Origin of the sequence: Rhodovulum sp. P5 (assembly GCF_002079305.1) — a bacterium.
GTDB lineage: Bacteria > Pseudomonadota > Alphaproteobacteria > Rhodobacterales > Rhodobacteraceae > Rhodovulum.
The window spans coordinates 965,911-992,879 of record NZ_CP015039.1 but is presented as its reverse complement, the minus strand read 5'-3'; the positions used below and the strand labels follow the sequence as shown (position 1 = coordinate 992,879).

At 63.5% G+C, this 26,969-nt stretch carries 19 protein-coding genes, 1 tRNA gene and 1 pseudogene; 12 read left to right on the top strand and 9 right to left on the bottom strand.

Annotation, left to right across the window (positions count from 1 at the left end):
* Positions 1-81: 81 nt before the first annotated feature.
* Positions 82-1,068, top strand: coding sequence for a C45 family autoproteolytic acyltransferase/hydolase (locus RGUI_RS04895; RefSeq protein ID WP_371587216.1), 987 nt, complete (start codon positions 82-84; stop codon positions 1,066-1,068).
* Here RGUI_RS04895 and RGUI_RS04890 read toward each other — a convergent pair.
* The 3 genes from RGUI_RS04890 to RGUI_RS04880 all read right to left on the bottom strand — a co-directional run bounded on the left by RGUI_RS04890 (position 1,038) and on the right by RGUI_RS04880 (position 5,241).
* Positions 1,038-1,760 (bottom strand): biliverdin-producing heme oxygenase, encoded by a 723-nt coding sequence (locus RGUI_RS04890; RefSeq protein WP_081532019.1) that lies wholly within the window; start codon positions 1,758-1,760, stop codon positions 1,038-1,040. The genes RGUI_RS04895 and RGUI_RS04890 overlap by 31 nt on opposite strands.
* Entirely contained in the window at positions 1,750-4,647 is a 2,898-nt protein-coding gene (locus RGUI_RS04885; RefSeq protein ID WP_081532018.1) for an EAL domain-containing protein, read from the bottom strand. Before RGUI_RS04885 ends, RGUI_RS04890 begins: the two co-directional genes overlap by 11 nt.
* A 504-nt stretch (positions 4,648-5,151) precedes the next feature.
* Positions 5,152-5,241: transfer RNA gene (locus tag RGUI_RS04880), tRNA-Ser, on the bottom strand.
* A gap of 511 nt (positions 5,242-5,752) precedes the next feature.
* Here RGUI_RS04880 and RGUI_RS04875 point away from each other — a divergent pair.
* Positions 5,753-7,837, top strand: a complete 2,085-nt coding sequence (locus tag RGUI_RS04875) for a right-handed parallel beta-helix repeat-containing protein (RefSeq protein ID WP_081532017.1) — start codon at positions 5,753-5,755, stop codon at positions 7,835-7,837.
* 86 nt (positions 7,838-7,923) lie between these two features.
* Here the strand turns inward: RGUI_RS04875 and RGUI_RS04870 are convergent, their stop codons facing one another.
* The 4 genes from RGUI_RS04870 to RGUI_RS04855 are packed head-to-tail and all read right to left on the bottom strand — an operon-like array spanning position 7,924 to position 11,760.
* Positions 7,924-8,976, bottom strand: coding sequence for a hypothetical protein (locus tag RGUI_RS04870; RefSeq protein ID WP_081532016.1), 1,053 nt, complete (start codon positions 8,974-8,976; stop codon positions 7,924-7,926).
* Positions 8,977-9,014: 38 nt separating this feature from the next.
* Positions 9,015-10,016 (bottom strand): glycosyltransferase, encoded by a 1,002-nt coding sequence (locus RGUI_RS04865; RefSeq protein WP_081532015.1) that lies wholly within the window; start codon positions 10,014-10,016, stop codon positions 9,015-9,017.
* Between the two features lie 6 nt (positions 10,017-10,022).
* Positions 10,023-11,282, bottom strand: a complete 1,260-nt coding sequence (locus tag RGUI_RS04860) for a UDP-N-acetylglucosamine 1-carboxyvinyltransferase (RefSeq protein WP_216640101.1) — start codon at positions 11,280-11,282, stop codon at positions 10,023-10,025.
* 10 nt (positions 11,283-11,292) lie between these two features.
* Positions 11,293-11,760: a serine O-acetyltransferase gene (locus RGUI_RS04855; RefSeq protein WP_081532014.1), complete on the bottom strand. Its 468-nt coding sequence runs from the start codon at positions 11,758-11,760 to the stop codon at positions 11,293-11,295.
* A 396-nt stretch (positions 11,761-12,156) separates the two neighbouring features.
* On the opposite strand from RGUI_RS04855, the gene murB reads away from it, so the two are divergent.
* From murB to RGUI_RS04805, 10 genes and pseudogenes are all read left to right on the top strand, one after another.
* Positions 12,157-13,122, top strand: coding sequence for a UDP-N-acetylmuramate dehydrogenase (gene murB, locus RGUI_RS04850; protein WP_081535971.1), 966 nt, complete (start codon positions 12,157-12,159; stop codon positions 13,120-13,122).
* Positions 13,123-13,134: 12 nt separating this feature from the next.
* Positions 13,135-14,430 (top strand): polysaccharide biosynthesis C-terminal domain-containing protein, encoded by a 1,296-nt coding sequence (locus RGUI_RS04845; RefSeq protein ID WP_216640100.1) that lies wholly within the window; start codon positions 13,135-13,137, stop codon positions 14,428-14,430.
* Positions 14,427-15,494: a glycosyltransferase family 4 protein gene (locus tag RGUI_RS04840; protein ID WP_081532012.1), complete on the top strand. Its 1,068-nt coding sequence runs from the start codon at positions 14,427-14,429 to the stop codon at positions 15,492-15,494. Before RGUI_RS04845 ends, RGUI_RS04840 begins: the two co-directional genes overlap by 4 nt.
* Before the next feature lie 87 nt (positions 15,495-15,581).
* Complete coding sequence (locus RGUI_RS04835; RefSeq protein ID WP_081532011.1) at positions 15,582-16,580, top strand: YafY family protein; 999 nt, start codon at positions 15,582-15,584, stop codon at positions 16,578-16,580.
* A 216-nt stretch (positions 16,581-16,796) separates the two neighbouring features.
* Positions 16,797-17,909: a DNA repair exonuclease gene (locus tag RGUI_RS04830; RefSeq protein WP_081532010.1), complete on the top strand. Its 1,113-nt coding sequence runs from the start codon at positions 16,797-16,799 to the stop codon at positions 17,907-17,909.
* A complete protein-coding gene (locus RGUI_RS04825) occupies positions 17,906-20,551 on the top strand; it encodes an ATP-binding protein (protein ID WP_081532009.1) in 2,646 nt (881 codons plus the stop codon). Before RGUI_RS04830 ends, RGUI_RS04825 begins: the two co-directional genes overlap by 4 nt.
* A gap of 719 nt (positions 20,552-21,270) precedes the next feature.
* The gene (locus RGUI_RS04820) at positions 21,271-22,026 is read left to right on the top strand and encodes a hypothetical protein (RefSeq protein WP_081532008.1); all 756 of its coding nucleotides are present in this window, start codon (positions 21,271-21,273) and stop codon (positions 22,024-22,026) included.
* A 14-nt stretch (positions 22,027-22,040) separates the two neighbouring features.
* Positions 22,041-22,805, top strand: a complete 765-nt coding sequence (locus tag RGUI_RS04815) for a hypothetical protein (protein WP_081532007.1) — start codon at positions 22,041-22,043, stop codon at positions 22,803-22,805.
* Positions 22,806-22,807: 2 nt separating this feature from the next.
* A complete protein-coding gene (locus RGUI_RS04810) occupies positions 22,808-23,008 on the top strand; it encodes a hypothetical protein (RefSeq protein WP_081532006.1) in 201 nt (66 codons plus the stop codon).
* A gap of 847 nt (positions 23,009-23,855) precedes the next feature.
* Positions 23,856-24,459, top strand: a pseudogene (locus RGUI_RS04805) (recombinase family protein).
* Positions 24,460-24,482: 23 nt separating this feature from the next.
* Here RGUI_RS04805 and RGUI_RS04800 read toward each other — a convergent pair.
* Both RGUI_RS04800 and RGUI_RS04790 read right to left on the bottom strand, forming a co-directional pair.
* On the bottom strand, positions 24,483-24,896 hold the full coding sequence (locus RGUI_RS04800; protein ID WP_081532005.1) for a hypothetical protein: 414 nt from the start codon (positions 24,894-24,896) through the stop codon (positions 24,483-24,485).
* 459 nt (positions 24,897-25,355) lie between these two features.
* Positions 25,356-26,951: a DUF6538 domain-containing protein gene (locus RGUI_RS04790; protein WP_081532003.1), complete on the bottom strand. Its 1,596-nt coding sequence runs from the start codon at positions 26,949-26,951 to the stop codon at positions 25,356-25,358.
* Positions 26,952-26,969: the final 18 nt, after the last annotated feature.

Below are 26,969 nucleotides of genomic sequence, written 5' to 3'. Positions count from 1 at the left end.
GCAGGGTGTCGCGCGTTGTGCAGGCCCGTGATGCGCGCCGATCCGCTTGCCTCCCTCCCCGCTTTCCGCGAGACTCAGGACATGGTGACATTCCGAGCAATGGACGAGGACAGTCCCGGCCCGAAATGGGCAGGTCTCTTCGACGAATACCGGTCGGCCTATCTGAACTGGTGGGCGAGAGAGGGCCTTTCCGGCCGTCCCACCTATATCGAATGCCGGCGCGCGCTGCAGACCCATATGCCTGAACTCGTTCCGCTTTGGGAACGGCTGTCCGAGCTTGCCGGCGGCGGGGATCGGGAGGCGCGCTTTCTGAGCTTCTTCGCGCCGCCGCGTTATCTGTCGGGATGCAGCCAGGCGATCTGGCCTGGTGACCAGCCGCTCCTCGTGCGGAATTACGATTACGACCCGCGGGCCATCGATGCACTCCTGTTGAAAACGGCCTGGTTGGGACGACGGGTGATCGGCATGTCCGACGGGTTGTTCGGGCTGGTCGACGGAATGAACGAGGATGGTTTGGCCGTTTCGCTTACCTTTGGCGGCCGGCAGGCGGTGGGCGAGGGGTTCGGGGTACCGTTGATCCTGCGTTACGTGCTGCAGACCTGCACCACGGTCGCGCAGGCCGCCGATGTCCTAAAGCGAGTCCCGTGTCATATGAGCTACAACGTCACTGTGATCGATGCGCAGCGGCGCTATCTGACCGCCTATCTTGCCCCCGACCGGCCGACCTTGGTCACCCATGCCGCCGTCGCCACCAACCATCAGGAGCGGGTGGAGTGGAACAGCCATGCCCGCCTGACCGCCACGGTGGAGCGTGAACGCTATCTCTTGCAGCGCCTGACATTGCACCCCGAACCGCAGGAAAAGTTCATCCGGACGTTTCTTCGCCCACCGCTTTATTCTCTGGCGTTCGATCGGGGCTTTGGCACGCTTTACACGGCCGCCTATCGCCCCCGGTCCGGAAGTGTCGAGATCCTCTGGCCCGGCCACCATTGGAACCAGAGCTTTTCGGATTTTGCGGATGAAACCATTTCCATCGCCTATCCGACGTCACTGCTGTCGGGCACCTGACCGCGCGCAGCCGGGCATGGCGGCGAACAAGCGACCTGAGACTGAGGGCATTTCAGGAGAGCAGACCAGGCTGCCAGATGAGACCGGCCGGGATTATCCGAGACCATGACGTCTTCGATCTGGGCAAAGGCACGGCAGGCGCCCCAAATCGCGCGCTCCAGTGCCGTCTCGTCGGTTATCAATCCTGCGATAAGGCGGCGACTTTCCTTCCATCTGGCGGCGGTCGCCTTGCCGTATCCCTCGTAATAGCGCCTGGCCGAACCCAGTGAAGGGCCGAGGGTGGTCTGAAGGCTTCGCAGCACGACGCGCCCGCCGAGAGACGTCCCCTCGTGGACATAGAGCCATCCTGCGGCAGAGGCCGCACAGTCCGGGCCTTTCTGCGCAGCAAGCCGGGGCACCGGAAGGTCCAGATCGGCAAGGTCGGCTTGCAAGAGGGGCAGTTTGGTTCTGATCTCCAGCGCTTCGGCCGGGACGACCCCTGACAGACAGCCAAGGAGATCGGGCTCGCACGCCGCGAAATGGGCGTGAAAGCGCTGCAACACCTCCCCATAGGCCCTCAGCGTCAGGTCGGGTGAGATGAGGGCGGCAAGGCGCGGGACGTCCTCAATGTCTGCATGAGCGTTTGCCGTCGCGGCCTTCAGGGCTGCAAGGCAGGCGTCGGCATGCGCGGCCTTTTCGGGCTCAGGCAACATTGTTCTCACGGCCATCGAGGAATGTCGCAAGTTCGGATTTCGGCATCGGGCGCGCAAAGTGGAAACCCTGCAAAACCGTGCATCCCAGATCATGCATGATCCGGGCATGGTCTTCGGTCTCGACTCCTTCCGCGGTTATGCCTATGTCCAGCGACTGCCCGATTTCGACAATCGACGCGATCAGTCGCCGCGCCGCGTCCGACCTGACAACCGGTTCGACAAGTTGCCGGTCGATCTTCAGCCGATCGGGGCGCAACGAGACGAGGCTGACAATCGAGGTGCGCCCCGTTCCGAAATCGTCGACCTCGATGGGAATGCCAAGGTCCCGCAGCCCTTGCAGGTTCGCCTCCATCACCGGGTCGACCTCGTCCAGATAGATCGACTCCAGCAACTCGAAACTCAAGGCGTTTCGTTCCGGTCCCATCTCGCGGATCGTTTCGATGAGGTCAGGGTCCTGAAGCCGGCGGGCAGACACGTTGAGCGAGATCTTCGGGATGTCGTGACCCCGCGCATGCAGCCAGGCCAGATCGGCAAGCGCCGTTTCCATCCCGATGCGATCAAGCGCCGCCAACATGCCCATGTCTTCGGAATGCTGAAGGAAATGTGCGGGCGACAGCACACCGCGCGTGGGGTGGTGCCAGCGCAGCAAAGCCTCCAGCCCGGTCAACTGGTAGGTGGCGGCATCGACTTGCGGTTGATACCAGACCTGGAACTGCCCGCTGTCGATCCCGTCCCGGATCTCTCCGCCCAAGAGTTGCAGCTCTCGCTGGCGCTGTTCCAGTTCGTCGCTGAAGAAGGTCACGCGCCCACGCCCGGTGTGCTTGGATTCATAGAGGGCGAGGTCGGCCCGATGGAAAAGCTCGTCAATCGCGATATGCGGATCGTAGAGCGCAACCCCGACGCTGGCCCCGAACCGGCATTCGCCGCTTTCCGATTCAAAGGGACGCGCCATGAAATCAACAATGCGCTGCCCGATCGCGTGCAACTCGTCCTGCCCGGTGCCACGCGCGACGAGGACCACGAATTCGTCGCCGCCGATGCGCGCGGGGAAATCGTCCCGCCGGATCAGGTGTTTCAGGCGCGAGGCTACCTCGACCAGAAGCTCGTCGCCGGCGGAATGGCCCAGCGTGTCGTTGATTTCCTTGAACCCGTCCAGATCGATATGGATAAGCGCCGCGGGCGGCTCGGTCGAAAAGGGCCCGCCGTCTGCCTCTTCGAGGCGTTGTTGAAGGAAACGTCGGTTTGGAAGATCCGTCAGCGTGTCATGAAGGGCGTTGTATTCGGTTTCGGCGCGCGCGGCGGCAAGCTCCGCCTCGGATCTTTGCCATTCGAAAAGCCAGTCGATTTCGTTCAGCCCCATCGCCAGTTCCCGGGCGGCGACGGCGGCTTCCCGTTCCCAGGGGGCGGCGCGGTCCTGCGCGGTTTCCTTCCAAAGGTCGAAAGAACCGCGCGGGTGAAGGCGTTCGCCCTCTTTTTCGGGGCTGACCCGTTTGTACGGATCCCCGGCCCATGTCATCTCGACCTGCCGCGCCCTGCGGAACAGCAGAAGGCTGAAATTGCCTTCGGGGGGCTGGAACAGCAGCAGGCCCGCGGCTTCTGCCTTCACGTCCTCGGCCAAATCCGGCCAGAGACCGGCCGTGAAATGGGTGCTGAAGATGTCCCGCTGGACGAGGCGCATCTGTTTCGGAAGCCGGTCTCTGATGCAGGAAAGAACGGATGGTTTCGGTACGGCGCCAAAGACATTGTCGGCCCCATTCAAGTGAAAGATCATACCGTCGCAGTTCATCAGATTCAGCAGGGTCTGCGCCTGATCTTGCAGGAAGTGCGCAAAATCGGACCTGCTGGGCGCATGCAGGACGTCATTGCGGAACTGCCGCAGATGGTTGCGCACGCGTTCAACGGTCTCGCTCTCGCAGCGCTCGACGATCCGCGACAGCGCTGCCGAGATCGCTTCGCAGAACAATCGGCAGGCAGACGCCCGGCCCGGGGTCAAGCGGTAGGGGCCATCATAGTGATGGCAGGTCAGCAATCCCCAGAGTTCGTCGCGCACGATCAGCGCAATGGTCAGCGTGGCGCGCACCCCCATGTTCCGCAGGTATTCGATATGAACCGGTGAGACCCCGCGGACCGTGCAGTCGGACAGGTCGATCTTGTGCCCGGTTCGCGGGTTCAAGGCGGGGACCAAGGATACGGCTTCGCCCTCGACATCGATAACGGGGCGGACCCGGTTTCGCTGGAAAAGGTGCCGGGCCTGACGCGGGATATCGGAGGACGGAAAGGTCAGGCCGAGGAACGAATGGTCAAGGCGCTCACCGAATGACTCTCCGATGACCTCGCCGTTCCAGTCTGTGTCGAACCGGTACATCATCGTGCGGTCATAGCCCGACAATTCCCGGAACCGGGAAGTCACGATCTCGGCGATTTCGCGAATGTTTTCTTCCGTGGCGTGGCCGAGCCGATCTGTATATCGGTGGATTTCTCCAAGCGCCTTGCCGACATCAAGCCCAAAGTCCACGCAATCGTGGTCTGAGCTTTCATAGGTGTTGATCTCGGCACCCAGAAGGCCGTCCGTTTCGAACAGCGTGACCCATTTTTCGATGCCGTCCCGAAGCTCCAGATACCGCGAGGTCCATGCGTCCGGGCGTTCGGGTCCGGTCCGGAGCGCGACAGCGTCCCGTTCACAAAAGAACCGCTCCATCTCGGCGCCGATCAGGTCATGAACGGAAGCGCCGAACAGGTCTTCGAGATTGTCGCTTGCCGCGGCCAACTTCCCCGATTGCATGTCGAACAAGAGCAGGACCGACGATGCCTGAATGGCCCCGGGAATGTGGATGGGCTCCTGCTCGCACTGGACGAGGTCAAGCGCGGATTCTCGAAGGTCGTCCATTATGTCGGTCTCCCATCACAGCGGGCCGGGCTGTCAGTCTCATCCGCGGGGCTTTCGAGACCCCGTTCGGGGTCACCTCTACAGGCCGAATACGGAAGGGCCACCCCGATGGATGGACGAATTGGATGAAGAAAGCGTTGTTCATTTCAAACATCTGAGGCCGTTTGCAGAGCATGGGAAGACGAATTTCCCGTTTGTTCGTCGGTCTGCAGCGCGGCGATGCCGTGTCTTGAAGCCGTTCTTGACGGTGCCACTGTCCGTCATGCGCGCGCGGTTGATAAGGCAGTATGGATTGGGCGCGCGTGCAGAGGGATTGAAATCCGCGGGACCATGCGGAGCGGCGCAGCAGGTTTTCCGAAGAGGGCCGACGAGTCACTTTCCCCGGTTCGCTATCATACTGCCCGCTGCATTCTCATGAGCATGTGGTGACAACGGGTGGTTATCCCCGCATACGCGAAGAGATAACGCACGGACAATTTGGGAAAATACGCCCTGAGGAAATTATGGCGGAGAGACAGGGATTCGAACCCTGGAGACAGTTTCCCGCCTACACGCGTTCCAGGCGTGCGCCTTCGACCACTCGGCCACCTCTCCGTGGGCGCCTTGCTACTCCTGCCCGTTACCCAATTGCAAGAGAGACTTTGGCGGCAAAGATAGATATCCGCGCTTGCCCACGCTTGTCGCGCCTATTGAGCCACGACGAATACGCCGGGCCAACCTCTTGTGATGCCTTACTGGGGCTGATCGGGCTGTGTTGGGCGGGAGGGGGCCGTCGATCTTCCGTCATGGAATTCGCCGTAAGGGCGGCGGCCCGAGGAAGCAACCGCATGACGGCGCGGCTTGCTTGCCGGTCGCGGTTCTGACGGGCCTTTGGTTGCAGCGCACGGGCGGTGAAGAAACCGCAAACCGCGCTTTGGGATAGTCCAGCCCCGCGAACGGACCACGGAAACGGTTCGTCCAAGGGGCGGCGATGTTCACAGGTCAGGTCGGGGCGTGATCGATGCGGCTTCTTCAGGACCGGCGGCTTCGTCTTGCCGGGTCACGGCATATCGCGGCCCGGTTCGAAAATTCTCAGGATAAGAGCGTGGAAGGATGAATACGAGCAATGGCTGATCTATCTGAAACTGGTGCCTGGGAGGACGCCGTTCGCGTCATCGAAATCGGCGCGTTTTCCGTTGCCGGACCGGTTGGTACGTTGAACCAGCAGGCCCTGCAACTGGCCAACAGGACGACCTATCTGAAGCGTCTTGCGGATCGAAACGTCGACGATGTCACAAGCCTTCGTGCGAATGACGCGTTGAGCTATGGGGGCGAACGTCCGGTGAAGGCCGGAGAGGTCCTGACGACCCGTGCGGAGGGGTTCACCTACAAGGTTGCCGCAGCAGAGGCGACGGATCACCACCTGACGACCGCAGGCGGTGTAAAGCTATACGTCGAACCGGGGCAAGAGGGCTTTGAGGTTGCCGCCTTCGCCCCGTCGGGCGCGGCTGACTATCAGGGGATTCTCGACCGGCTGGACGCCGGTTCCACGCTGCATCATCCGGCGGGATGGCGCCTGGACCTTGAGGATGGCGTGGTCGTTGCCAAGAAGCTGTGTCTTTCCGGTGCTGGCTGTCTGAACTTCACGGGCGGGATCGACGGCAAGGCGGCAATCAAGGTGACCGGGCACGGGACCGAACTGCGCGGGCTTCGCATGGACAACCCCGGCGAACTTGGCAATGTTGCGGCCGCAACGGCGCGGCCCTATGCGATCGAGATCGAGGCCCATGACGTTGCCGTCATAGGGTGCCATATCAAGGGGTTTCAGAACCCGATTTCCCAGCGCTCGACCGGGGAATGGTATCGCGCGCGCATCCATCACAACTGGCTGGAGGACTGCCTCGGCGCGGGGCAGGGCGCAAAGAGCGAACTGTCCTACGGGGAGGACCGCGGCGATGGCATCACGATCTGGGGGGCAGGGTCCACGATCGTGGGCAACATCGTGTCCCTGAAGGCGGGCCATGACGGCCGCATTGCAATCCACGCGGAACGGCTGGAGCCTTACGCCGCCACGCCGGGCGCCTATCCCCATGCCAACGTTACCGTCGCCGGAAACGTGATCGAGGGCGCATGGCGGCGCGGGATCACGTTCGAGGGCATGACCGGGGCGACGGCGACGGGGAATGTCGTGCATGGGTCAACCTGGTGGGGCCTGTCGATTGTCGAGGGCTGCGTCAACTGCACGATGTCGGACAATGCGGTCTATTGGACGAACACCGACGAAGACTGGGCCAACTGGTCCCGGACGACGGCGCCGCTCAAATTCCTGCAGACCGTCGAAAACTGTTCGATGCAGAACAACACGATCTGGCTGGCGGCCGGATCGGTATGTCACGCGGTCATGCATATGGAGGGCAGCGGCAGTTCGAGCTTCCAGACCGACTGTGCCTTCCGGAACAACATGGCGTTGTGCGAGGATGAGACGGCGACCATCGTGACGGCCGCCATTCGCGTGTCGGAATACGGCGGCGGCGTCAATATCCGCCCGGTCGTCGAAGGCAACGTGGTCAAGAGCCATGCATCCTGCGGGATCATGGTCGAGGAATGCGTCAACGCACAGGTGACTCGCAATACGGTCATCAACCTTGGGGCCGCACCGGTCGCCGATCAGGTTGGTATCTCGGTGACCGACAAGGACATCGCGACCCCAACGATCCGGGAAAACATCGTCAAAGGCTGGGGGCGCGGCATCCTTGTGCCGTCCATTTCCGGCGGTGGCGTATGCCGGGAGAACGTGATCGAAGACTGCACGACAGGCATCCTTCTCGGCAGTTCTATCGCCAGTGGTTTCTGGGTCGTTGGAAACAGGTTTGCGGAAAGCGTCGGGTCGCGCATCCTTGGCGCAAATCCGGCTGTTCGCCCATGGATCCGCGACAACAGCGGTCAAATGGCGTACGCCGAGATTCCGTACAATCCGCCAAGCATCGCGGCCGGCGAAGCGGATGTGACGGGGCTGACCGTGGCCGGTGCGACAACCTCCGATCATGTGGAGGTAACACGCGAGGGCAGCCTCTCCGGTGTGATGCTTTCTGCCTATGTCTTGGCCAACGACAAGGTCGCCTTGGTGCATTTCAATCCGACCGCCGATCCCGTCGACCTCGTCTTGGCTGACTACCGTATCACGGTGACCAAGACCGGCGCCTATGTTTAGGTAGTGGCCGTTTGCGACCGTGTCCGGTCGGTTAGAATGCGGAGCCCCGATGAAAATCGGGGCTCTTTCTATTTCGGCGCGCCCGCTCAGCGTGGCGGATCGGCCGTCATCTCGTCCGGCGTCGAACGCAGGGACTGGAACAGGTTCAGGCGTCGGTTGGCGAAATACGCGTTGATGCAGATCGTCAGGTAGGGCAGCGTCGAGCCGAGGTGCCGCACATAGGAGCCGTTGTCGGGCTCGAAGAAATGCAGCACCAACAGATGGGCGACCCCAAGTGCGCCGGCAAGCATCGCGGCATCGGTGCGACGCATATAACCCCAGGAAAAGAAGCCGATGTAGAAGACGGCGTTCAGCAGCAGGAAAAGCTCCTTCGCCCCGGGTGAGACCAGCACATACAGGTTCAGCCGGAACATCGCGTAGACATAGTTGACAGCGAAGTTCCACAGGCTGTCGGGTGGAACGGGGTTGAGAAAGGCCGTGCGCGGCTGTTGCCATGCCGGGCGGTTCAGCCGGAACGTGTTGACCACGTCGCGTGAGCCTTGCAGCGTCTCGTACACGTCGGGTGGGACGAAGACAAAGCTGACCGCAAAGAGAAGAAGCCCATAGAAAAGGGCCACGCGGTTCCCACGCCGCAGGACCATCAGCATCACGAAGAACACGGCGATGATGAAATAGTAGTTTCGGAAAAGCGATGCGTAGAGCGCGTATATCGCAAGGATCGCCAGGATCTTGTAGAGATTGGGCCATCGGCTGAGCAAGATGGCGAAGACCGACAGGACGAACAGCGCCAGAACCGTGTCCTTCTGGAAGGTGGCAAGCGTCAGGATCGACGGCGCAAGCGAGAGGAACGCGATGGAGAGCGCCGCCTCACGCCGCCGGACCTGCCAGAAATAGGCGCCGATGCAGGCCAGGCCGATCAGAAGCGTGACGAGTTTGTGCAGGCCCGCCGGGATCATCAGGTAGACCGCCGCCATCGCGGCATAGGATCCGCCGGAGGTTTCGCCGTCCTGTGCCAGCCGCTCGATCGCCTGACTGTCGAGACTTGCGGTGGCCGAAAAGGTCGATTGACCGCCGGCAATGATCGCGACGTAGAAGAGGGCGCTGAAAAGGATGAAGATATCCCGGTATCGTGCCACCATCCGTCTACGGGCCTCTTGCTTGCGTCCTGCCCGGCCGATCAGCGCTGGCGCAGCCGCTTTCGCATCTGGTTGGCAGCATGCGCCAGCCCGTACAGCCGGACAAGCGGCAGGCCGCTGAGTGCGCGAAGACCGGCCAGCGAGACACGCCACTTCGCCGAGGGCGGGACCTCATCGCCGATAAGCGCGCCAAGTTCGTCGCCAAGTGCACGGCGGCCGAGGATGTAGAGTTTGGCCTGACGGGTATAGAGATCGGAGGCGATGTCGGCGCGCCGTTCCGCCAGTGCGGCATCAAGACCTTCGCGCCGAACCTTGTCCAGCAAAGCTTCCCGGCCCGCGGGGTTTTCACGCAGCGCATGGGCAAGATGGGCAAACTTTACCTGAAGGATCGACTTTTTCGGGGAAAAACTCGCCCCATCGGCCCGGGCGTATCGCAGATAGAGCGGATCGGTCAGATGGATCGCATGGCCATCGGCCAACAACCGGTTGAACAAATCCCAGTCCGAACTCCAGGTGAAGGCGGGCTCGTAGCCCCCGACGGCCTCGACCGCGCTGCGCCGGAACATGACGGAGCCATGGGTGAAGGGGCAACTGTGAAAGAGGTCTGCGGCTTCGATCCGGTCGCGGGTGAAGGTGTTGTCCTCGAACCGTTCGCCCGTGTCGGGGTCGATGGAGACCGCGGCGGTTGTGCAAAAGGCTGCCCCGGGATCGGCGTCAAGCGCGGCGACCTGTCGGGCGATCCGGTCCGGGATAAAGGCGTCCCCGGACCCCACGACCGCGACATACTCCGTATCGGCCCGGCGCAGGCCCTCATTCATACCGCGGACAAAGCCGATATTGGGTTCGTGGCGGAACACCTCTATCCGCGGGTCGTCAATGTCGGCTGCAACGCGCTGCAACTCCTGCCATGTCGCATCGGGGGATCCGTCATCCCAGATCAGGGCCCGCCAGTCTTCATAGGCCTGGTTTACGATGGCCTCCAGCGTGACCTGAACCGCGTCGGGCCGCTTGTGATAGGCGCTTATGATCGTGACCCGGGCCATGACCGCTCAGCAGGCCTCTACATCGGCGCCGAGCGCACGCAGCTTCGGCACGAAATCCATATAGCCGCGTCCGATCTGCCATGCATCCGTGATCACCGTCTCGCCCTCGGCCATCAACCCGGCCAGCGTCAGGGCAGCCCCGGCGCGCAAATCCAGCGCCCGAACCTCGGCGCCGGTCAACTGACCGCCGGTTCCGAACAGCCGCAGCATATCGCCCGTCACCTCGTACTGCGCGCCCATCCGGGCCAGTTCCTCGGCATAGCCGTAGCGGCCCGGAAAGCGCAGGTCGACGATCCGGGATTCGCCCTTGGCCCGCAGCGCCCATGCGGCAAGGATGGGTTGCACATCGGAATTGATGCCCGGATGCGGGCCGGTGCTGATTTCCAGCGGATAGCAGTTGCGCCCTCGCACGAGCATGGAGCGTTCGCCGCGGTAGAGCTGCGCGCCCGCGGCTTTCAGATGCGCCAGCACGACCTCAAGATCGTCGAAGGGAAAGTCGTGGATCTCGACATCGCCCCCGGTGATCGAGGCCGCGGCCAGCCATGTTACCGCCTCCATGTTGTCGGGGATCACCGCATGGTCGGTGCCGCCCAGTTCCTCTACGCCCTCGACCTCGATATGTTCCTGGCCGTGGACCGTAACCTTGCCGCCCATCCCGTTGATCATGGCGACAAGATCCAGAATCTCGGGGCGGATATGGGGGTTCCAAATGCGCGTGGTCCCCTTGGCCAGAGAGGCGGCGAGGATCGCGTTCTCGGTTGCACCGGTGGACCGGATGGCAAGATGAATGTCGGCGCCGGTCAGGCCGTTCGGGGCTTCGGCGCACAGGTAATCGCCGTCCTCCCATACGCGCGCGCCCAAGCGTTCCAGAAGCATCACATGCAAGTCGTATTTCCGTTCGCCAAGCCGACAGCCGCCGGGCAGCGGGACGGCGCCCGCGCCAAGCCGTGCGGTCAGCGCGCCGAGGATCAGAAGCGTGTTACGGATCGAACGGCCATCCCAGTCAAGCCGGCCTTTCAGCGTGCCCGCATCGGCGATGCGCACGGCTTCCGGTCCCTCGGCGGTGACGGTCTTGCCCAGCACACGCAGCATGTCTTCGTGCACCTGTGCATCGAGAAGCCCGGATGGGTAATTGCTCAGCCGGACCGGCGCGGCGGTCAGAATGCTTGCCGCCAGCAGGCGCAGGGCAGAGTTTTTTGCCCCGTTCAGCCGCACCTCGCCCTCAAGACGGGACCGTCTGACTTTCAGAAGCTTGATTTCGGACAAGGCAGCCCCCTTAGGCTTCGGTCTTTTGCGGAAGGATGCGCGCCGGTACCCCGGCGGCGGTCCGTCCCTCGGGCACGTCTGTCAGAACGACAGCATTCGCGCCAATTGTGCAGTTCTTACCGACAGACACGTCGCCGGCCACCAACGCACCGGCAAAGATGGTCACGTCATCGTCGATCACTGGGTATCGGCCTGCCTGCCAGTCGCCGCGCCGGGCCCCGCCCAAGGTCACGCCCTGGTAGATGGTCACCCGCTCACCCAGCTTGACGCCTTCGCCGATCACGATGCAAGCGGGATGGGGAAACGAGGTTGAGAGCGGAACCGCCTCTCTTGGCGGCAGGAACACACCATAGCGCCGCTGGATATGATTGGCGACGATCTTCGCCGCCCACCACCAACCCCGGTGCTGACAGGCGAGGAGCAGTCGCCGCGCCGCGCGCAATCTCGTCTCGGCACCGCCAAAAAGCCACCGGATCATAATGCTCTCCTGACCCGGGCGATGCCTGGCCGGTTCGTACAATACAGCACCGTGCAGGAATCGCCCCGGTGCGACCAATCGTCAATTCGCGCAAAACTCAGCGCGAAAGCGGCCGTGTTGCAAGCGAATTTTCTGCAACTGCAGCGTTGGTCCGGCGGCGAAACGGGCTGTATCCCGTTGCGCGTTGCTTTTTTCGCTGCATTGCCGCATCAGTAGGCTATCGACGCGCATGCAGGTTCGAAAGGGCCGGCCAGGCGGTCACGCACCGGGGTCTTGGGCTAGGGACGATCACGACGCGCCATGAGGCAGGATCATCAAGACACGCCCATTCGGGCCCCCGCATCCGGGCACGCGCAGCGGCTGGAGGCGGCTGTCGCGGCGCTTGCATCGGGCGGTATGCGTCCTGACCGCAATGTAGCGCTCGCCCCGCTTGCCCGATGGCAGATCGGCGGACCGGCAGATATCGTCGTGACGCCCGGAACGACCGGGCAGGTGTCCCACGCCGTGTCGGTTGCGCGCGACTGTGACCTGCCGCTTTTCGTCATGGGCGATGGCAGCAACATGCTGTTCGACAGCCGGGGTTTTCGCGGCATCGTCCTGCGGATCGGGCCCGGCCTTGATGCGCTTGCCTTTGCCGGCACACGGGTCACCGCCGGTGCCGGGATCTGGGTGCCCGCCTTTGCCCGCCAACTGGCGCTGCGCGGTCTTGCGGGTCTGGAACATGTCGTCGGCATCCCCGGTCGGCTTGGCGGTCTTGTGGTGATGAACGGCGGCAGCCAGCGCAAGGGGATCGGAACCCATGTGCGCCACGTGACCGTCGTGACGCGGGATGGAGAGAGCCGGACACTGGCGCACGCGGATCTCGGCTATTCGTACCGGACTTCGGCGCTTCAGGGCAGTGGCGCCATCGTCACCGACGTTGTCTTGGAATTGGAGCCGGGCGACCGTGGCGTAATCATGCGCGAGATGATCGAGATCCTTGCCTCGCGTCGGCGAAAATTTCCCAAGAACCTGCCCAATTGCGGCTCCACCTTCCTGTCGAACCCGGCGATGTACGACAAGGTCGGCCCGCCCGGCCAGGCGATTGAGGCGGCCGGGCTGAAAGGCGTGGCCATCGGCGGCGCGCAGGTCTCTCCGCTCCATGCCAATTTCATCGTCAATCGCGGCGGGGCGACATCGGATGAGGTGCTGGCCCTGATTGCGCTGGTGCGCGGGACGGTGCAGAACCGGACCGGCTTTGCCATGGATTGCGAGGTGCGCCACCTGACCGAAAGCGGAGAGGAACGCCCCGCCCATGAATTCACCGATGCGGGCCGGTTCGACCGGAGCCTGCTTGACCGGATCGACCGTAGCGATGCGTGAGCGTGGTGGTTGGTGTTGGCGGTCCCTTTCGCCTCTCGTGATGCCACGCTGATGGGGACGACGGGTCAACTTTTGCGGCGGATCGCGGCCGTTCTGGTGGGCCGGAGCATGGCGCGTGTGGCGCAGTTCGTGGCATTTCTTCTGCTTGGCCGAATGCTCGATCCGTCGGACTTCGGCTGGTACGGCATCCTGACGGCGTCCATCGTTCTGGCCGCCCAGATCGGGTCCATCGGGCTCAGGCAGGCGGCGGCGGTGTGGCTGGGGCAGGGGAAGGACACCCCCGGACAGGTGGTGGCCAACCTGCTGACGCTCTGGCCGGTGCTCTCGGCACTTTCGGTGGTCGGGGTCCTTCTGGTTGCACCGCCCGTGGGCGCGGTGGGGCTGGCCTTCGTCATTCCCGTGGCGATGCTGGGCGCGATGGCGGTGATCCTGATGCAGGGGGTCCTGCTTGGGCTTGGGCGCACGACGGCCTTCGGGTTGACCGACAGCCTGATGCCGATGCTCCTTCTGGTGGCCGTTGCGGGCTTTGCCCTGACCGGGCAGGCCAGCCTTGGCGCGGTTCTGGTGGCGTTGGCGGGCAGCTATCTGTTGGCGGGTGGCGTCGCGATTGTCATGGGGCTGCGCTGGGGGGGGCTTGCCCGGCCGGAACCGTCGCGGATCGTCCCCATGGTGCGTCATGGCTTCGCCTTCGCGGTCAACGTCTTCCTGATCCTTTTATCGACACGCATCTCTCTCTTTCTGGTCGAGGGGTTGGCGTCGGCAGAGGCTGCGGGGCAGTTCTTCGTCGGCCAGCGGTTGTCGGACGTTCTGGGCGAGGTCGCGATGGCGGCGGGCTTCGTCCTGTTCTCTGACACGGTACGGGCAGAGGATCGCGCGGCGGCCATGCGTGCCAATGCCCGGATCGCGGCCTTCGTCCTGTGGGGTTTTACCGGGCTGTCGATTGTGGTGATGCTTCTGGCCGCGCCCCTTGTGGCCCTGACATTCGGCGAAACCTATGCCCCGGCCGTTCCTGTTCTGCAGATCACCGCGCTGGCCATCGGTCCCGCCGCGGCGACCAAGCTGATCTATCCAACGCTCACCGCGCAGGGCCGCCCGTTGATCGCCACGCCGGTCATCCTTGTCGGTATCGCCGTGAACGTCGCACTTTCGCTTGTGCTGATCCCGGGCTTCGGGCTGACGGGGGCTGCGATCGCGCTGGTCGCATCCCAGGTCGCGCTGCTTGCGGGCTATGGTGTCGTGCTCAAGCGGCGTTTCGAAATACCCTACCGCACAAGCCTGATCCCCTCACTTCGCGGAGACGGACCATGAAGATCCTCCATGTCGCCGAAGTCGTAAAGGGTGGTATCGCCACCTTCCTCAACACCTTCGGCACCGTCTGCAACCAGGAGGCCGGGGTCGAGAACAGGTTTGTCGTTCCCGACGAACAGGCCGACTATCTTCTGCCCGAGCTTGCGACGGTGACCTTTGCGCGAGAGCGTCGCGGTCTGCGCGCGGTTTCGAACCTCGCCCGCGTGGCGCGATCAGAGGCCGTGACGTTTCGGCCCGACATCATCTGGTTCCACTCCACCTTTTCCTTCGGGGCGATGGCCTGGCTCAGGGTCCGGCGCGTGCCGGGGCACTATGTCTACACCGCCCATTGCTGGGGCCAGTTGCGCGAAACCGGTGCGCGTCGCGTGCTTGTGACTGCGGCCGAACGGCAGTTGTCGCGCCTGCCGGACCTGATCGTGAACATCGCCGAGAACGACCGTGCCGTTGCGCTGTCCAGCGGCTATGGCCGGCGACATGTCGTCGTTGAAAACGCGCTTCCGGATTTGACGACGTGGCCGGACGCGGCGCCCTTTGAAACCGGCGCCGACCGCCTGAACCTGTTGTTCGTCGGCCGGTTCGAGCGTCAGAAGGGGCTGGATCTGCTTCTGGCGGCGTTCGCCGGGGCGCTGGGCCGGAACCCCCGTCTGCACCTGCATGTGGTCGGCAGCGGCAGCGAGGGCGAAGATGCCGCCGCAGGCCTGCCGCCGGGGCGGATCACCTTTCACTCATGGGTCCCGGCCGATCAGATCGCGGCCTATTATCGCTTCGCCGACCTCGTCGTGATGCCCTCCCGGTGGGAGGGTCTGCCGATGGTCCTGATCGAGGCGCTGCGCGCCGGGACCCCGGTCATGCTGTCCGAGGCCAGCGGGCTGCCGAAGTTGATCGAACCCGGTGACAGCGGCCTTGTCATGCCGCTGGACCCCGTCGGGATGGAAGACGCGCTTGCCGCCCTTGAAAAACCCTCGCTCGCGGCGATGCGCGGTCCGGCAAGGGCCTTGTACGAACGCCGGTATTCGGAAAGCCGGTTCCGGACGGAAATGCTTGCGGCGCTCAAGGCGCTTTGAATTCAGCGCGCACCGCTCCTACGGGATCGACACGCAGGGGGTGACCGTCTAAGGTGGCAGGGCGTCAATTTCTGTCATGTCGATGCCATGTCCTTCGCCAAAGCCTCCGACCTGCTGCGACTGGCCGAGATGTCGGCCGCCCGCCATTTCGGCGTCAGCCTTCAGGAAATCGAGGACGCCTTTTCGGTCGACCGCCGCACCGCGCAGCGGATGACCAAGGCGCTGGAAGACCTGTTTGCCAATGTCGAGACGCGCACCGACGACCAGCGACGTAAATACTGGAAACTCCGCGGTGACGATGCGCGGCTGATGCTGTCGCAGGGCATACGTGACAGCGAACTGGCCGCCATCGACATGTCGATAAGGCGGGCGGAGCGTGAGGGTGCCGCGCATGAGGTCAAGGCCCTGACCTCCCTGCGTGACCGTCTGCTGTCGGCGATGCCCGGCCCCCATGCACGTCGGGCCGAGGCCGACGCCGAGGCGGTGCTGGAGGCCTATGGCTTCGCCTCTCGCCCCGGGCCGCGGGTGCGCGCCGATCTCAAGCTGCTGTCGACCATCGCCGAGGCACTGAAGGCCCCGCATATCCTGACCGTCAGCTATGCCGGGGAGCGTGACAACGCCCCACGAGAGCGGGTGTTGGAACCCTATGGCCTGTTGCTTGGCCTGCGCCGCTACCTTGTGGCCCGGGACGAAGGCGGAGACGGCGTGTTCCGGCACTTCCGTCTGGACCGCCTGCAAACGGCCCGGCTTGAACCGCGATCCTTTCAGCGCGACCCGGAGTTCAACCTTGATGACCACGCGGCCCGGGCCTTCGGGGCGTTTCACGCAGAGGCGGAATATGGCGAGGTTGTCTGGCGGTTCACCCCATCCGCCGCCCGTGTCGCGCGGGAGTTCGTCTTCCATCCACGGCAAGAGATGAGCGAAGACCCGGATGGCGCGCTGGTGGTGCGGTTCAGGGCCTCCGGTTGGTTGGAAATGGCGTGGCATCTTTATCAATGGGGCGATCAGGTGGAGGTTCTGGAACCCGAAGATCTGCGCAGGCTGGTGAACGACCACAGGCGGCCCGACTTTGCCGCCCTGCCATGAAGGCCGCCCGGCGGACCCGCCAAGCGCCGGCTGACCAACCCTGTCCATTTCTGTCACCCTGGCCGTCTAGACAGGACCACGCGGTCGCCACGGCGAGTCGCGGAGAGGGTGAGACGGGGATGCCTGCCGGTGGTGTGGCGTGTTCGGCATCGCCAATTGCCTTGGGGGACGCTGACCGCCGCTGGCGGCCGCACCGACATGAACGGGAGACATTTGATGATCCGGGTTCTTCACAGTTCCGATCTGCATCTGGGCAAGCCTTTTGGCCGTTTCGGGGGCGATCTGCCCGCGCTCTTGCGCGAGGCACGCTACCTGTCACTTGGCCGCTTGGCAGCGGCGGCGCGAGAGGGTGGGGCGCAGGCGGTGCTGCTGGCTGGCGACACGTTCGATGCCGAGACGCCATCGCCGGGCACCATTCGGCAGGCGCTTCAGGCCATCAGGGAGGCAGAGGATCTGACATGGGTCCTGTTGCCGGGAAATCATGACTCGCTGGCGGCCACGGATCTTTGGCGACGGATCGCGGCGGAGGCGCCGCCGAACCTGCGCGTTGCGACGGATGCCAACCCTATTGCCGTGGATGGCGCGCAGATCCTGCCGGCGCCCTGCACGTCGCGCCGGCCGGGCCGGGACCTGACGGCGACACTGGACCGCCCGACCGAGGACGGCGCGGTCCGGATCGGGCTGGCCCATGGGGCGGTTACCGATTTCAGTGAAGAGGGCGATGCGGCCGTCATCCCCCCCGACCGGGCCGAACGCTCAGGGCTCGATTATCTTGCGCTGGGGGACTGGCATGGGCAAAGGCGGATCGGCCCCCGGCTGTGGTATTCGGGCACGCCCGAAGCCGACAGTTTCAAGCATGAGGCGCAGGCCGCCGCCCTGTTGGTCGAGATCGCCGGGCCGGGCGCAGTGCCCTCGGTCACCCCGGTTCCGACCGGCGACTATACGTGGCTGTCCGCGTGCCGCGATTTCCTGCCGGGAGAACATCCGGGGGACGCGCTGACAGCACTGCTGCCCAACGCCGCCGCGCGGCGCAAGACCTTGTTCAATCTGCTCGCAACCGGCCGGATGTCACTGGCCGAGCGGTCCGCGCTGACGGCGGCGATTGCGGAGGTCGAAGACGATTTCGCCTGGTTCGACGCGGATCTTTCGCGCCTTGGGCTTCACCACGATGTCACGGACCTCGACCGGATCGACCGCGCCGGGGCGTTGCGCCGGGCGGCCGAGGTGCTGCTGGACGAGGCGCAGAATGCAGACCTGAACGGGGAAGACCGGGCCATCGCCGAGGCCGCCCTCTCGCTGCTCTACGGCATCGCGTCGGAGGTTGCATGAAACTGCGCAGCATTGCCCTGACAAATGTCCGCCGCTTCGCGGGCCAAACGGCCCGGATCGAGGACATCGGCGATGGCCTGACGGTGCTGTCCGCACCGAACGAGACCGGCAAGTCGACCGTCTTCGACGCGCTGCATGCGCTTTTCTTTCAGCCCCATGGCAGCGCGAACAAGGAGATCAAGGCGCTGCGCCCCCATTCCGGCGGGGGCGTCACCGTCGCGGCCGATATCGAGACGGTCGAGGGGATGTTCCGGATCGAGAAGACATGGCTGGCAAAGCGTGCCGCGCGGGTCACCGATACGGCCACGGGTCGGGTGGTGGCGCAGGATGACGAGGCCGAGGCATGGATCGACCGCCTTGTCACCGGGGGGCTTGGCGGGCCGGCCGGTCTGCTGTGGGTGCGGCAGGGGGCGGCGGCGCTGGGCGCCGAGGGGGCGGGCGCGGCCAGCAAACGGGACTGGGACACCGCGCTTGAGGCCCGGCGAACCCTTATGTCCACGCTGGCCGGGGAAATCGACATGATGACCGGCGGCCGGCGGATGGATACGGTGATGCAGGCCTGCGGGTCGGCCTATGACGCGCTGGCGACCTCGACCGGTCGGCCGAAGGCGGGCGGGCCGTGGAAACAGGCCGAGGACGAGGCGGAAGATCTTCGCGCGGCCTGTGCCGACCTAGACGCCAAGGTTGCCGAACTTGGCGAAGACCTCGCCGAACGGCGGACGGCCGAGGCGGAACGTGCCCGCCTGACTGACCCGGCCGATCAGAAGGCGCGCGAGGCGGCGCTGGAAGCCGCCCGGTCGCAGATGCGGGCGGCGCGGGCCCATGGCGAAAAGACCGCGCAGGCGGAAACCGCTGTCCGGGTTGCCATGCTGGAACGCGATGCGTCGGCCACGACGCTTGTGGGGCTGGAGGCGCAAGCCCGGGCCTGCACCGAGGCCGAAGCCGCCGTAGAGGCCGCAATGGTCGAGGATCGGCAGGCGGAGGACGCTTTCAGACAGGCGCAAGAGGCCGAGGCCGCGGCGCGACAGGCGCAGACGGTGGCGGAGACTGGCGTGGCCCGTCTCCGCCAATCGCTGGACCGGGCGGAAAAGGCAGCAAGGGCAAAGGACGCCGCGGTGCGCCTTGCCGACCTGCGCCAACGGCTGGATACGGCCGAGGAGCAGGCCAAGGCACGTGCCGCGGCGCAGGCCCGGGTCGCGGCAACAAAGGTCACGGAACAGGCCTTGCGCGCGATCGAAACGGCCGCCGACGAGGTGCGCAGCCTGCTGGCCCGACGCGATGCGCTGGCCGTGACAGTTGTCGCGACCTATGCCGGGGCCGGGCGGATTTTTCTGAACGGGACACCGCTGCCGGACGGACAGCCGGTGCCCCTGCATGAGCCCGTGACGCTGGACGTGCCCGACATCGGGCGCCTTGACCTCGACCCGGGGGGGCGCGGGGTCGAGGCCGGTTTGTCCGCCGACCTTGCGCGGGCCGAAGCGCATCTGGATGACTTTCTTCGCAAGGCTGGCGTTCACCGGCTGGCCGAGGCACGGGCGGCCCATGCGGCACGGCGCACCGATCAGGGCGTGATCGAGATGGCGAACCGGCTGCTTGAAAACCTCGCCCCGCACGGGGTGGAGGCGTTGCGGGCCGAAATCGCCGACCTTGCGCAGATGGCAGAGGACGGAGCGGCGGCAGAGCCGGGCGATCCTGTGGCGCTTGCCGACGCGCTGAAGGGGGCCGTTGCCGAGTTCGAAGATGCAAGGAACCTGCTGGAGAGCGAAAGGAACCGCCTGACCCGGGCAGAGACCGCCCTGGCCGAAGCCCGCACCGGCCTGCGCCTTGCCAAAGCCCGCCTGACTGATGCCGAGGAGGCGCGCGGCCCGCAGGACCAGCACGCGGCCCGTATCGAAGAGGCCCGCATGCTGAGGGTCAAGTTGGACGAAACGCTGGAAAAGGCTACCCGGGACCACCGCCGCCTGATGGAGGACGCCCCGGATATCGCGATGCTGGAGGCGGAACTGGCGCGAACGGAAGGGGTCGTGCGCAATGCCGAGGAGCGGCTGAAGGCCCTGTCGGAGCGCATCTTCGAACTGGACGGCCTCATCCGCGCCCGGGCCGAGGACGGGGTGGAAGAGCGCCTTTCGGATCTGCGCGGCCGTCTTGAACTGGCCGAAGCCCGGGCTGCCCGTTACGCGCGGGAGGTTCGGGCCCTTGCCCGTCTGAGGGCGGCGCTGGAAGACGCGCGTCGCGCGGCCCGCGACACCTATTTCGAACCGGTCAAACGGGAACTCCTGCCACTTCTGGCCTTGATCCATGACGCCCCGGATCTGACGCTTGATGACACGACGCTTCTGCCCTCGGCGCTGACCCGCAATGGTCAGGCGGAGGATATCGGTATCCTGAGCGGTGGGACCGCCGAACAGGTCGCGATCCTGACCCGCCTGGCCTTTGCGCGCCTCTACGCCCGCGCCGGGCAGAGCGTGCCGGTGATCCTTGACGATGCGCTTGTCCATTCAGATGACGACCGGATCGAGCGCATGTTCACAGCGCTTCACCACGTGGCGGCCGATCAGCAGATCCTTGTCTTCACCTGCCGCCAGCGGGCGTTTTCAAGGCTGGGCGGAACTGAGGTGCCGCTGGTGATCGAACGGGCATGAGAACGCCCTTTGGGTGAGGGTATCTTCTAGGTCGGATGGTGGGCGATGAGAGACTCGAACTCCCAAAGACCAAGCCCAACCCACTGATTTAGCTTTACTTTCCCGAACCTTTTGGCCGCTCTATGTACCAGTAACCTGTACCGGGGCCGGGCCGATTACAAGCCGCCTGTCTAGGCTGAGCGAATTAGTATCCCCTACAGGACTAAAAAAACGCCTTCTCGCTCGCTCCATTCATCAAGACTCTTCTCGTTGAAGCGACTTCCCGCGCTTGCAGTTTTTTTCTGCGTGCTGCGGCTCTCGTAGGACAGCCCCCAACAAGCTGCCCAGCGCATCTAGCACCCCAACCCGAACAGCTCATGCCTGCCATTACCATCGACCTTAACCGGCCCGACCGCAAAGGCCCCTGCCCGATCTCGCGGGGCCTTCTCAAAGAAGGATATCCCCCCGACACACTCGTCGCCTTCGTTCGCGGCTCGACACCCTGTTTCAGTCCTGCCCCGCTTTCCAAATGGGCGGGTTTGACCGCCGAAGAATCAAGTTGCGGCGCTCACATGCGCTTCCGACCCTATCGCAGAGGATGATGCCCCGGTCTGGGATTTGCCCCCATGGGTGCCCCCAAGTTCCCCCGGGCACCCTCCACCCACCCCGAGGCCGCAACGCGCCCCCTCGCCGCAAATCCACAGGTTTGCGGACGTCCTGAACAGCAATGGGACACCCACATGAATGCCCTTCTAGAAGAAACCCAGCGCCGCCCGAAAGAACGCGCCGAAAAGCTTCGCGCCTATATCGCGGAGAACCGGGAAAAACCCTGTGCCGTCCCGGGGTGCAACTGTCTACGCGACGACGCAAGCACCTACTGCAATGCACACCGCCGACGCTACCGGGAGCACGGCCACCCAACCCTTACCCCGCCGACGCCAGCCAAACTCAAGGCGCTGGAAGGTCTTTTGGTGCGGTGGTTGTCTGAGCCCGCCGAGGGGCTTTCGGGGACCATCTTTGCTGACCGCCTTGCGCTCTGGGATGCAGCACAGGCAAAACTAATGAAACCTGCCCGCCTTGCTGTTCCCTTCTTCGTACTCTCGGGGGCTCCCGGATACACCCAAAGGGCCAAGGCGGATGTATTCTTGGCCCATTTCCAGAAGCGGGGACATTCAAACGGGGCGGCAATGCTTCGTTGGATGGCCGTCCGCCTTTGGGCTGAACTGCGCTTCTACACACCACCCGGAAAGCAGAAACCGGCAACCGAACTGAACCGCTTCGTGAATCTGCATGCCGGGAAGTTTGTCACCCGCCGGGCCGCCTTCCGGCGCGTCGGACAAACCCCGGGCGGCCCGAAGAGAACCTACAAGACGGACGGGATGGCAGGCATTCGGCGGGCCATTGGCGCACAACTTGCAAACGCGGTGGAATTTGCGGTTACCAAGGACTGGATTTACGGCGGCCAGCTTCTCAGCGCCGCGCAATTGCTCATTTGAACGAGGAACTTTCGATGACCAACACCAACCACTTTGAACTTGAACCCGTTGAACATGTCCCAGAGGCACGGGTCCGCGGCATCTCCCTAGAGAAGAAGGCGCAGGGGAAACAACACAGCGTCCAAGCGGGGTTGTCCCCCGAGGAAGCACGCGGAAACCCCTCGGTTGTCCAGCGAGACGGGCGGTATGTCCACGCGACATGGGACACGCACCGGGACGATGATATACTCACTCTCGAAAGCGGCTTTCAATTAACCGCAGCAGCGGCCCGGGAGGCGGGGCTGTACCCAACAGACAGCACAGACGTTGCGGCCCACGGGGAAACGGTTGCAGAACAAGCAACCCCGGTTGATCCGGCTGACGTTTCAGTTGAACTGCCGCACAGCGTTGGGGTGCTTCGGGATGCCTTCCTGTTTCAACTTGGGGACCGCGGCATTGAACTGTTTGAGGCCGCTGCGGACGAAGCAATCCACAATGGGGCCCTTAGCGAAGACCTGAGAAGGTCGCTTGTCTTTGAGATGGGTATGAACCATGACACCGCCGACCGGCTGGTCCAAGAGGCCATTGGGAAGGTTTCTGAAAGCGCCGCCGCCGTGCTCGACACCGGCGATGGGCAAGGGCCGCAGCGGCTGGCCTTCCTCAACCATGCCCGTACCACTGGGGACCCCAAGGTCCGCGCGGTCATCAATCACGCCTTCGGTCGCCATGTTCGCGGGGAAATGACGCCGCGCGGCTGGATCGACCTTTATCGCCAAGTTTACGATTACTGGAAAGGTTGAGAATGACCAAACTCAGCACAGACGAACTCGACACCCTCCATCTTGAGGTGGCTCAAGAACTCTTGCGCCGCATTCGCGAAGGGGAAGCGCGGTCCTCTGACCTCGCAACCGCTGTGAAGCTTGTGACCTATCACCGGAGGGAGGCGGAAGACCCCGACCAACCCAAACCGGAACCGTTCAACTACCCCGTCCCCGTCATGTAAGGGAGTAGGGGGATTTGGCCCTGAGAGTGCCTTAGGGTGCTCTCTGGGGCCGTGACACCTGTGGCACATCGAGTGGGCCTGTCCGGGGCAAATCCACAGGTCTACGGGGCCGCTTGAGATATGCACAAGGAGACTTCGGCGCAGGTGCAGGTCAGGCTTCGCGGGGGAGTTTGGGTATTCGGCTTGTCGCACCCTGCATCTTGAGAAACTGGATCTTTATCAATGACTTAGAATTTGCATCCCCTACGGATGGGTGGGCCGTTTGAGATTTCTATAGATTCTTAAAGATGTCTCTGAGAGTAACCTGAGGGTTATTATTGTTTGGTTATAGGTGCTTAAGTATTCTTGGGGTTCCCCTGAGAGTCCCCTTGGGTTGGCAACGCTGATCTGTCAGGGCAGCACCTCCCCCAACCCCAAACAGGGCATTCCCTCGTTTGCATCCCGAGTGGTCCCCGAGGGCATCTTGGGGATGAATGGTCTGCTGGGCCTCCGTCTCTACTGTCACAGGACAGGCACCAAGTGCGACCCTGAGGCCGCCCCCACCCCATCGGATATTTCCACAGAAAATCTGTCACACCTATACGCTGGGGCGTTCGCCTGAGTTTCCCCCATGCCCCCACCGTAGCGACGGCTCAGCGCTCGCCACCTTCCCCATCCCCGATCCTGTGAACACTCCGGGGCAAAGGCTGGCCTGCCGGATGCCCCCAGAGTGTCCCACAGGGCAAGGTCTAGTGAGTCGTCTCACCGCCCGGCGCAGAATGTCCCATAAACATGGTCTTGCATTTCTGAGACGCTGCGCCCTATAACGTTTAAGATCTTGTGAGACAGTCTTGATGGAGGTGAGACGATGTTGGTGGGATATGCCCGGACTTCGACGCTGGACCAGAGGGCGGGCCTTGAGGGGCAACAAAGGGACCTTGAGGCCGCCGGGTGCGACCGGGTGTTCGTGGAACAGGTGTCCTCGGTGGACGTGACAGCCCGTGAGAAGCTCGCTGAGGCCCTGTCCTACGTCCGCGAGGGGGACCACGCTGGTCGTAACCAAGCTGGACCGTCTGGCCCGCTCAGTGGCGCACCTGCTGGAAATCCTCGACACGCTGACGGAGCGCGGCGCAGCCCTGCGCATCCTGAGCATGGGGATCGACACCGCCACCCCCACCGGCAAGTTGATGCTGACGGTCCTTGGGGGTGTCGCTGAGTTCGAACGGGAGATCATGCTTGAGCGGCAGCGGGAGGGCATTGCCAAGGCGAAGGCCGCGGGGAAATACAAGGGCCGCAAACCCACCGCACAGGCCAAGGCCGACGAGGTGCGAAAGCTGAGGGCCGAAGGGGTCGGCGCGACCGAGATTGCCCGGCGGCTGGGGATCGGGCGGGCCAGTGTCTATCGGATCATGGGGGGCAGCCCTGAGCGGCCCTCAAATATCCGGCAAGCCTTTGCAAACCTCAAACTCTGAGCCGCCGAGAAAAAACGAAATAGTCATTCATTCTGGCTTTGCTCATCACCATATTTGTCCAACCACGGCTTCACTCTCATGCAGTCCATTTCCCAGCCCATCTTGAAAGATTCAATCCAAAGCTTCTTCTTCCAAAGCTCTTCGGGTATTTCATCCCCAAGGGCTTTACTTTGCCCATAATAGGCGTCGTATATGAGTAACCTTAGCATCCACCTAAAGCTGCGGCGTTCGGCTGCATCAGTTTTCGCCATCAACTCATTGATTGGTGAGCCAGTCACGCGTGCGGTCATGATCGCTGCTGCCATTTCAGTTACAAACTCACATGATGGAAGCACTCTATCTTCAAGCCTTTCCTCGGCAAGTGAAACGCTAGGCGCGATGACGACGATTAGAGCAAGTGTGGAGGTCAGCCACGTGCCACGATCAAAGAATAACATGCTGCCTCCATGCCTTTCCGATGAAAGCAGTACTAGACGCCTTGCGGGCTGGCAAGAATACGGTTAACCCTTGGGAGGAAATCAGTCTTTCCGATACCGGACAGATTGTCGCTTCCCCCGAGTGCAAAACAAAGGGGAACTGTCATGTTCTATGCCACCATCCGGATGCCCGCTTTCCGGGGCTACCGCCAGACAATCTCACTCCACCGCCAACACCGCGTTTATGACGAAGACCCGGGGGTATTCCAGCGAGTTCCCGGGGGCGTGATTTGGGGGCGCGTTGGTAAGCTCTTCTGGTTTCTTGAGCGTCTCCCGGTTCGCCCCGGGGTTCGCGAGCCGTGGCTCGATGTAAGCTGGTAAAGGTCTGAGCCCAGCGCCGACAATAGCGGTCGCCAAAAAAGAGAGGGGAACGCCTGCGCCGGTTTGGGCGTTCCTCACCCCCGAGTGCATCCCCCGAGGCTACCCCTCAAGGAAGGGCGGCAGCTTTCGCATCTCGACCGCCAACGCAGGCAGCATGGCGTCGCTCTTGCCGTAGTCATCGTCGGAACCGCGCGATGCCCTCCCCGTGATGTAGCGTTTCGCCGCTTCCTGCATCTGAGCGGTTAGGGCCATGTCCTCGAACAGGTGCCTCCATCCATGGTTCGGGGCCAGCGCTTCGCGTTTCAGGCCCACTGACTTTCGCACCCAGTCCCGAAGGTTCGCCTGTGAGCGCTCGGGGAACAGCCGTTCCCCCGCTTTCGCTGCACCGGTGAAGGCCAGAAGACCTTCTGCGATCAGGTCGGGATGGACGGGGACACGCCGGGCGCTGTGTTGGTTCTTCAACTTCCGACCGCCCTTTGTCGTCAGGCGGTAGAACCAATCATTTCCGACCTGAAAGAAATCATCGGCCCTAAGCTGGGCAACCTCGTTCACTCGCGCCCCCGAATAGGCCATCAGCCACGGCAGCCAGCGCAGTTCCGGCTTGGCCTCCCCCCGTGCGGCCCTCAGGATTGCCCGCGCTTCCTCAATGCGGAGCGTGCGCTCCCCAAGGGGCACAGGGGCACCCTTGGGTGCCTTGAGGACATCTAGGGGGTTCCCTGAGGGGAATACGTCGCCCAGCGCCTGTCCCCGTGCCCATTCGATCAGCGTCTTTAGGTTTTGGATGCGCTGAGCAATGGTCCGGTTGGACAGTTCCCCAACTTCCTGCATTTTTCGCATCCAGTCGTTCGCCTCCCTTGCCGTGACCGTCTCGACAAGATCACTTTTCCGATGCTTCGCGAACTCCCTAGCGACCCGGCGGAACTTCTTTTCGGTGTTGGGTGGCAGCGGCTTCGCATCCCTGCCCATGGTCCTGCGGTGGACTTCTTCGCTGATTACGCTTTCAAACGTGAGTTTGGCAGGCGCATCCCGCTGGGGGCCTTCCGCAGCCTCGGGCGGCTGGAACTTGGGAAACGGCTTGGTCAGTCCTGTTTCCCCATAGTCCCCCCGGGCCTTCTGAAAGTTGATGCGGGCGGCATCGTCCATCTCAGCGGCTATCCGTTGAAGGAGTTTTCCCCGGGACTCGTCGTCTATAACGAGACCATGTCGGCCTAAAACAGTATCCACAAAGCCACCAAACCGAAGCTCAAGGGCCGGTCGATTGCCGGTGTCCCTATCAGGCCGGATCATCAGCCGCGCAAACGGCGACTGGGTGGCTTCTTGGGCTTCCTTGTTCAGGAGACGGACGCGCTGCCATGTCTCGGGGCTCCCGGGTTCCTCGTCGAATATCTTGATGAAGTCGGCGCGGATTTCCCCCGCGAGGGCCACACATTGCTTGAAGCTAAGCGCTGTCAGATGATCTTGGCGGAGGGCCTGCCAGTGACGCTCAACGGCAGCGAAGGCTTGAACGAACCGGCGCTTGGCTTCCGCCGGGTCTTTGGTGCTGAGCGACACCTTGACCGCACCGCCTACCTGAACCGTCTTGTGAATTTCTCCTACGGGAAGAGTGACACGCGTCCCCTTCGCCTTGTCAGCAACAGCCCGCGGGACATGAACCCGCAAGTAGTAGGTTGACCCGATCAAGACCGGACTCGGCATATTCCATCCCATGTCTGC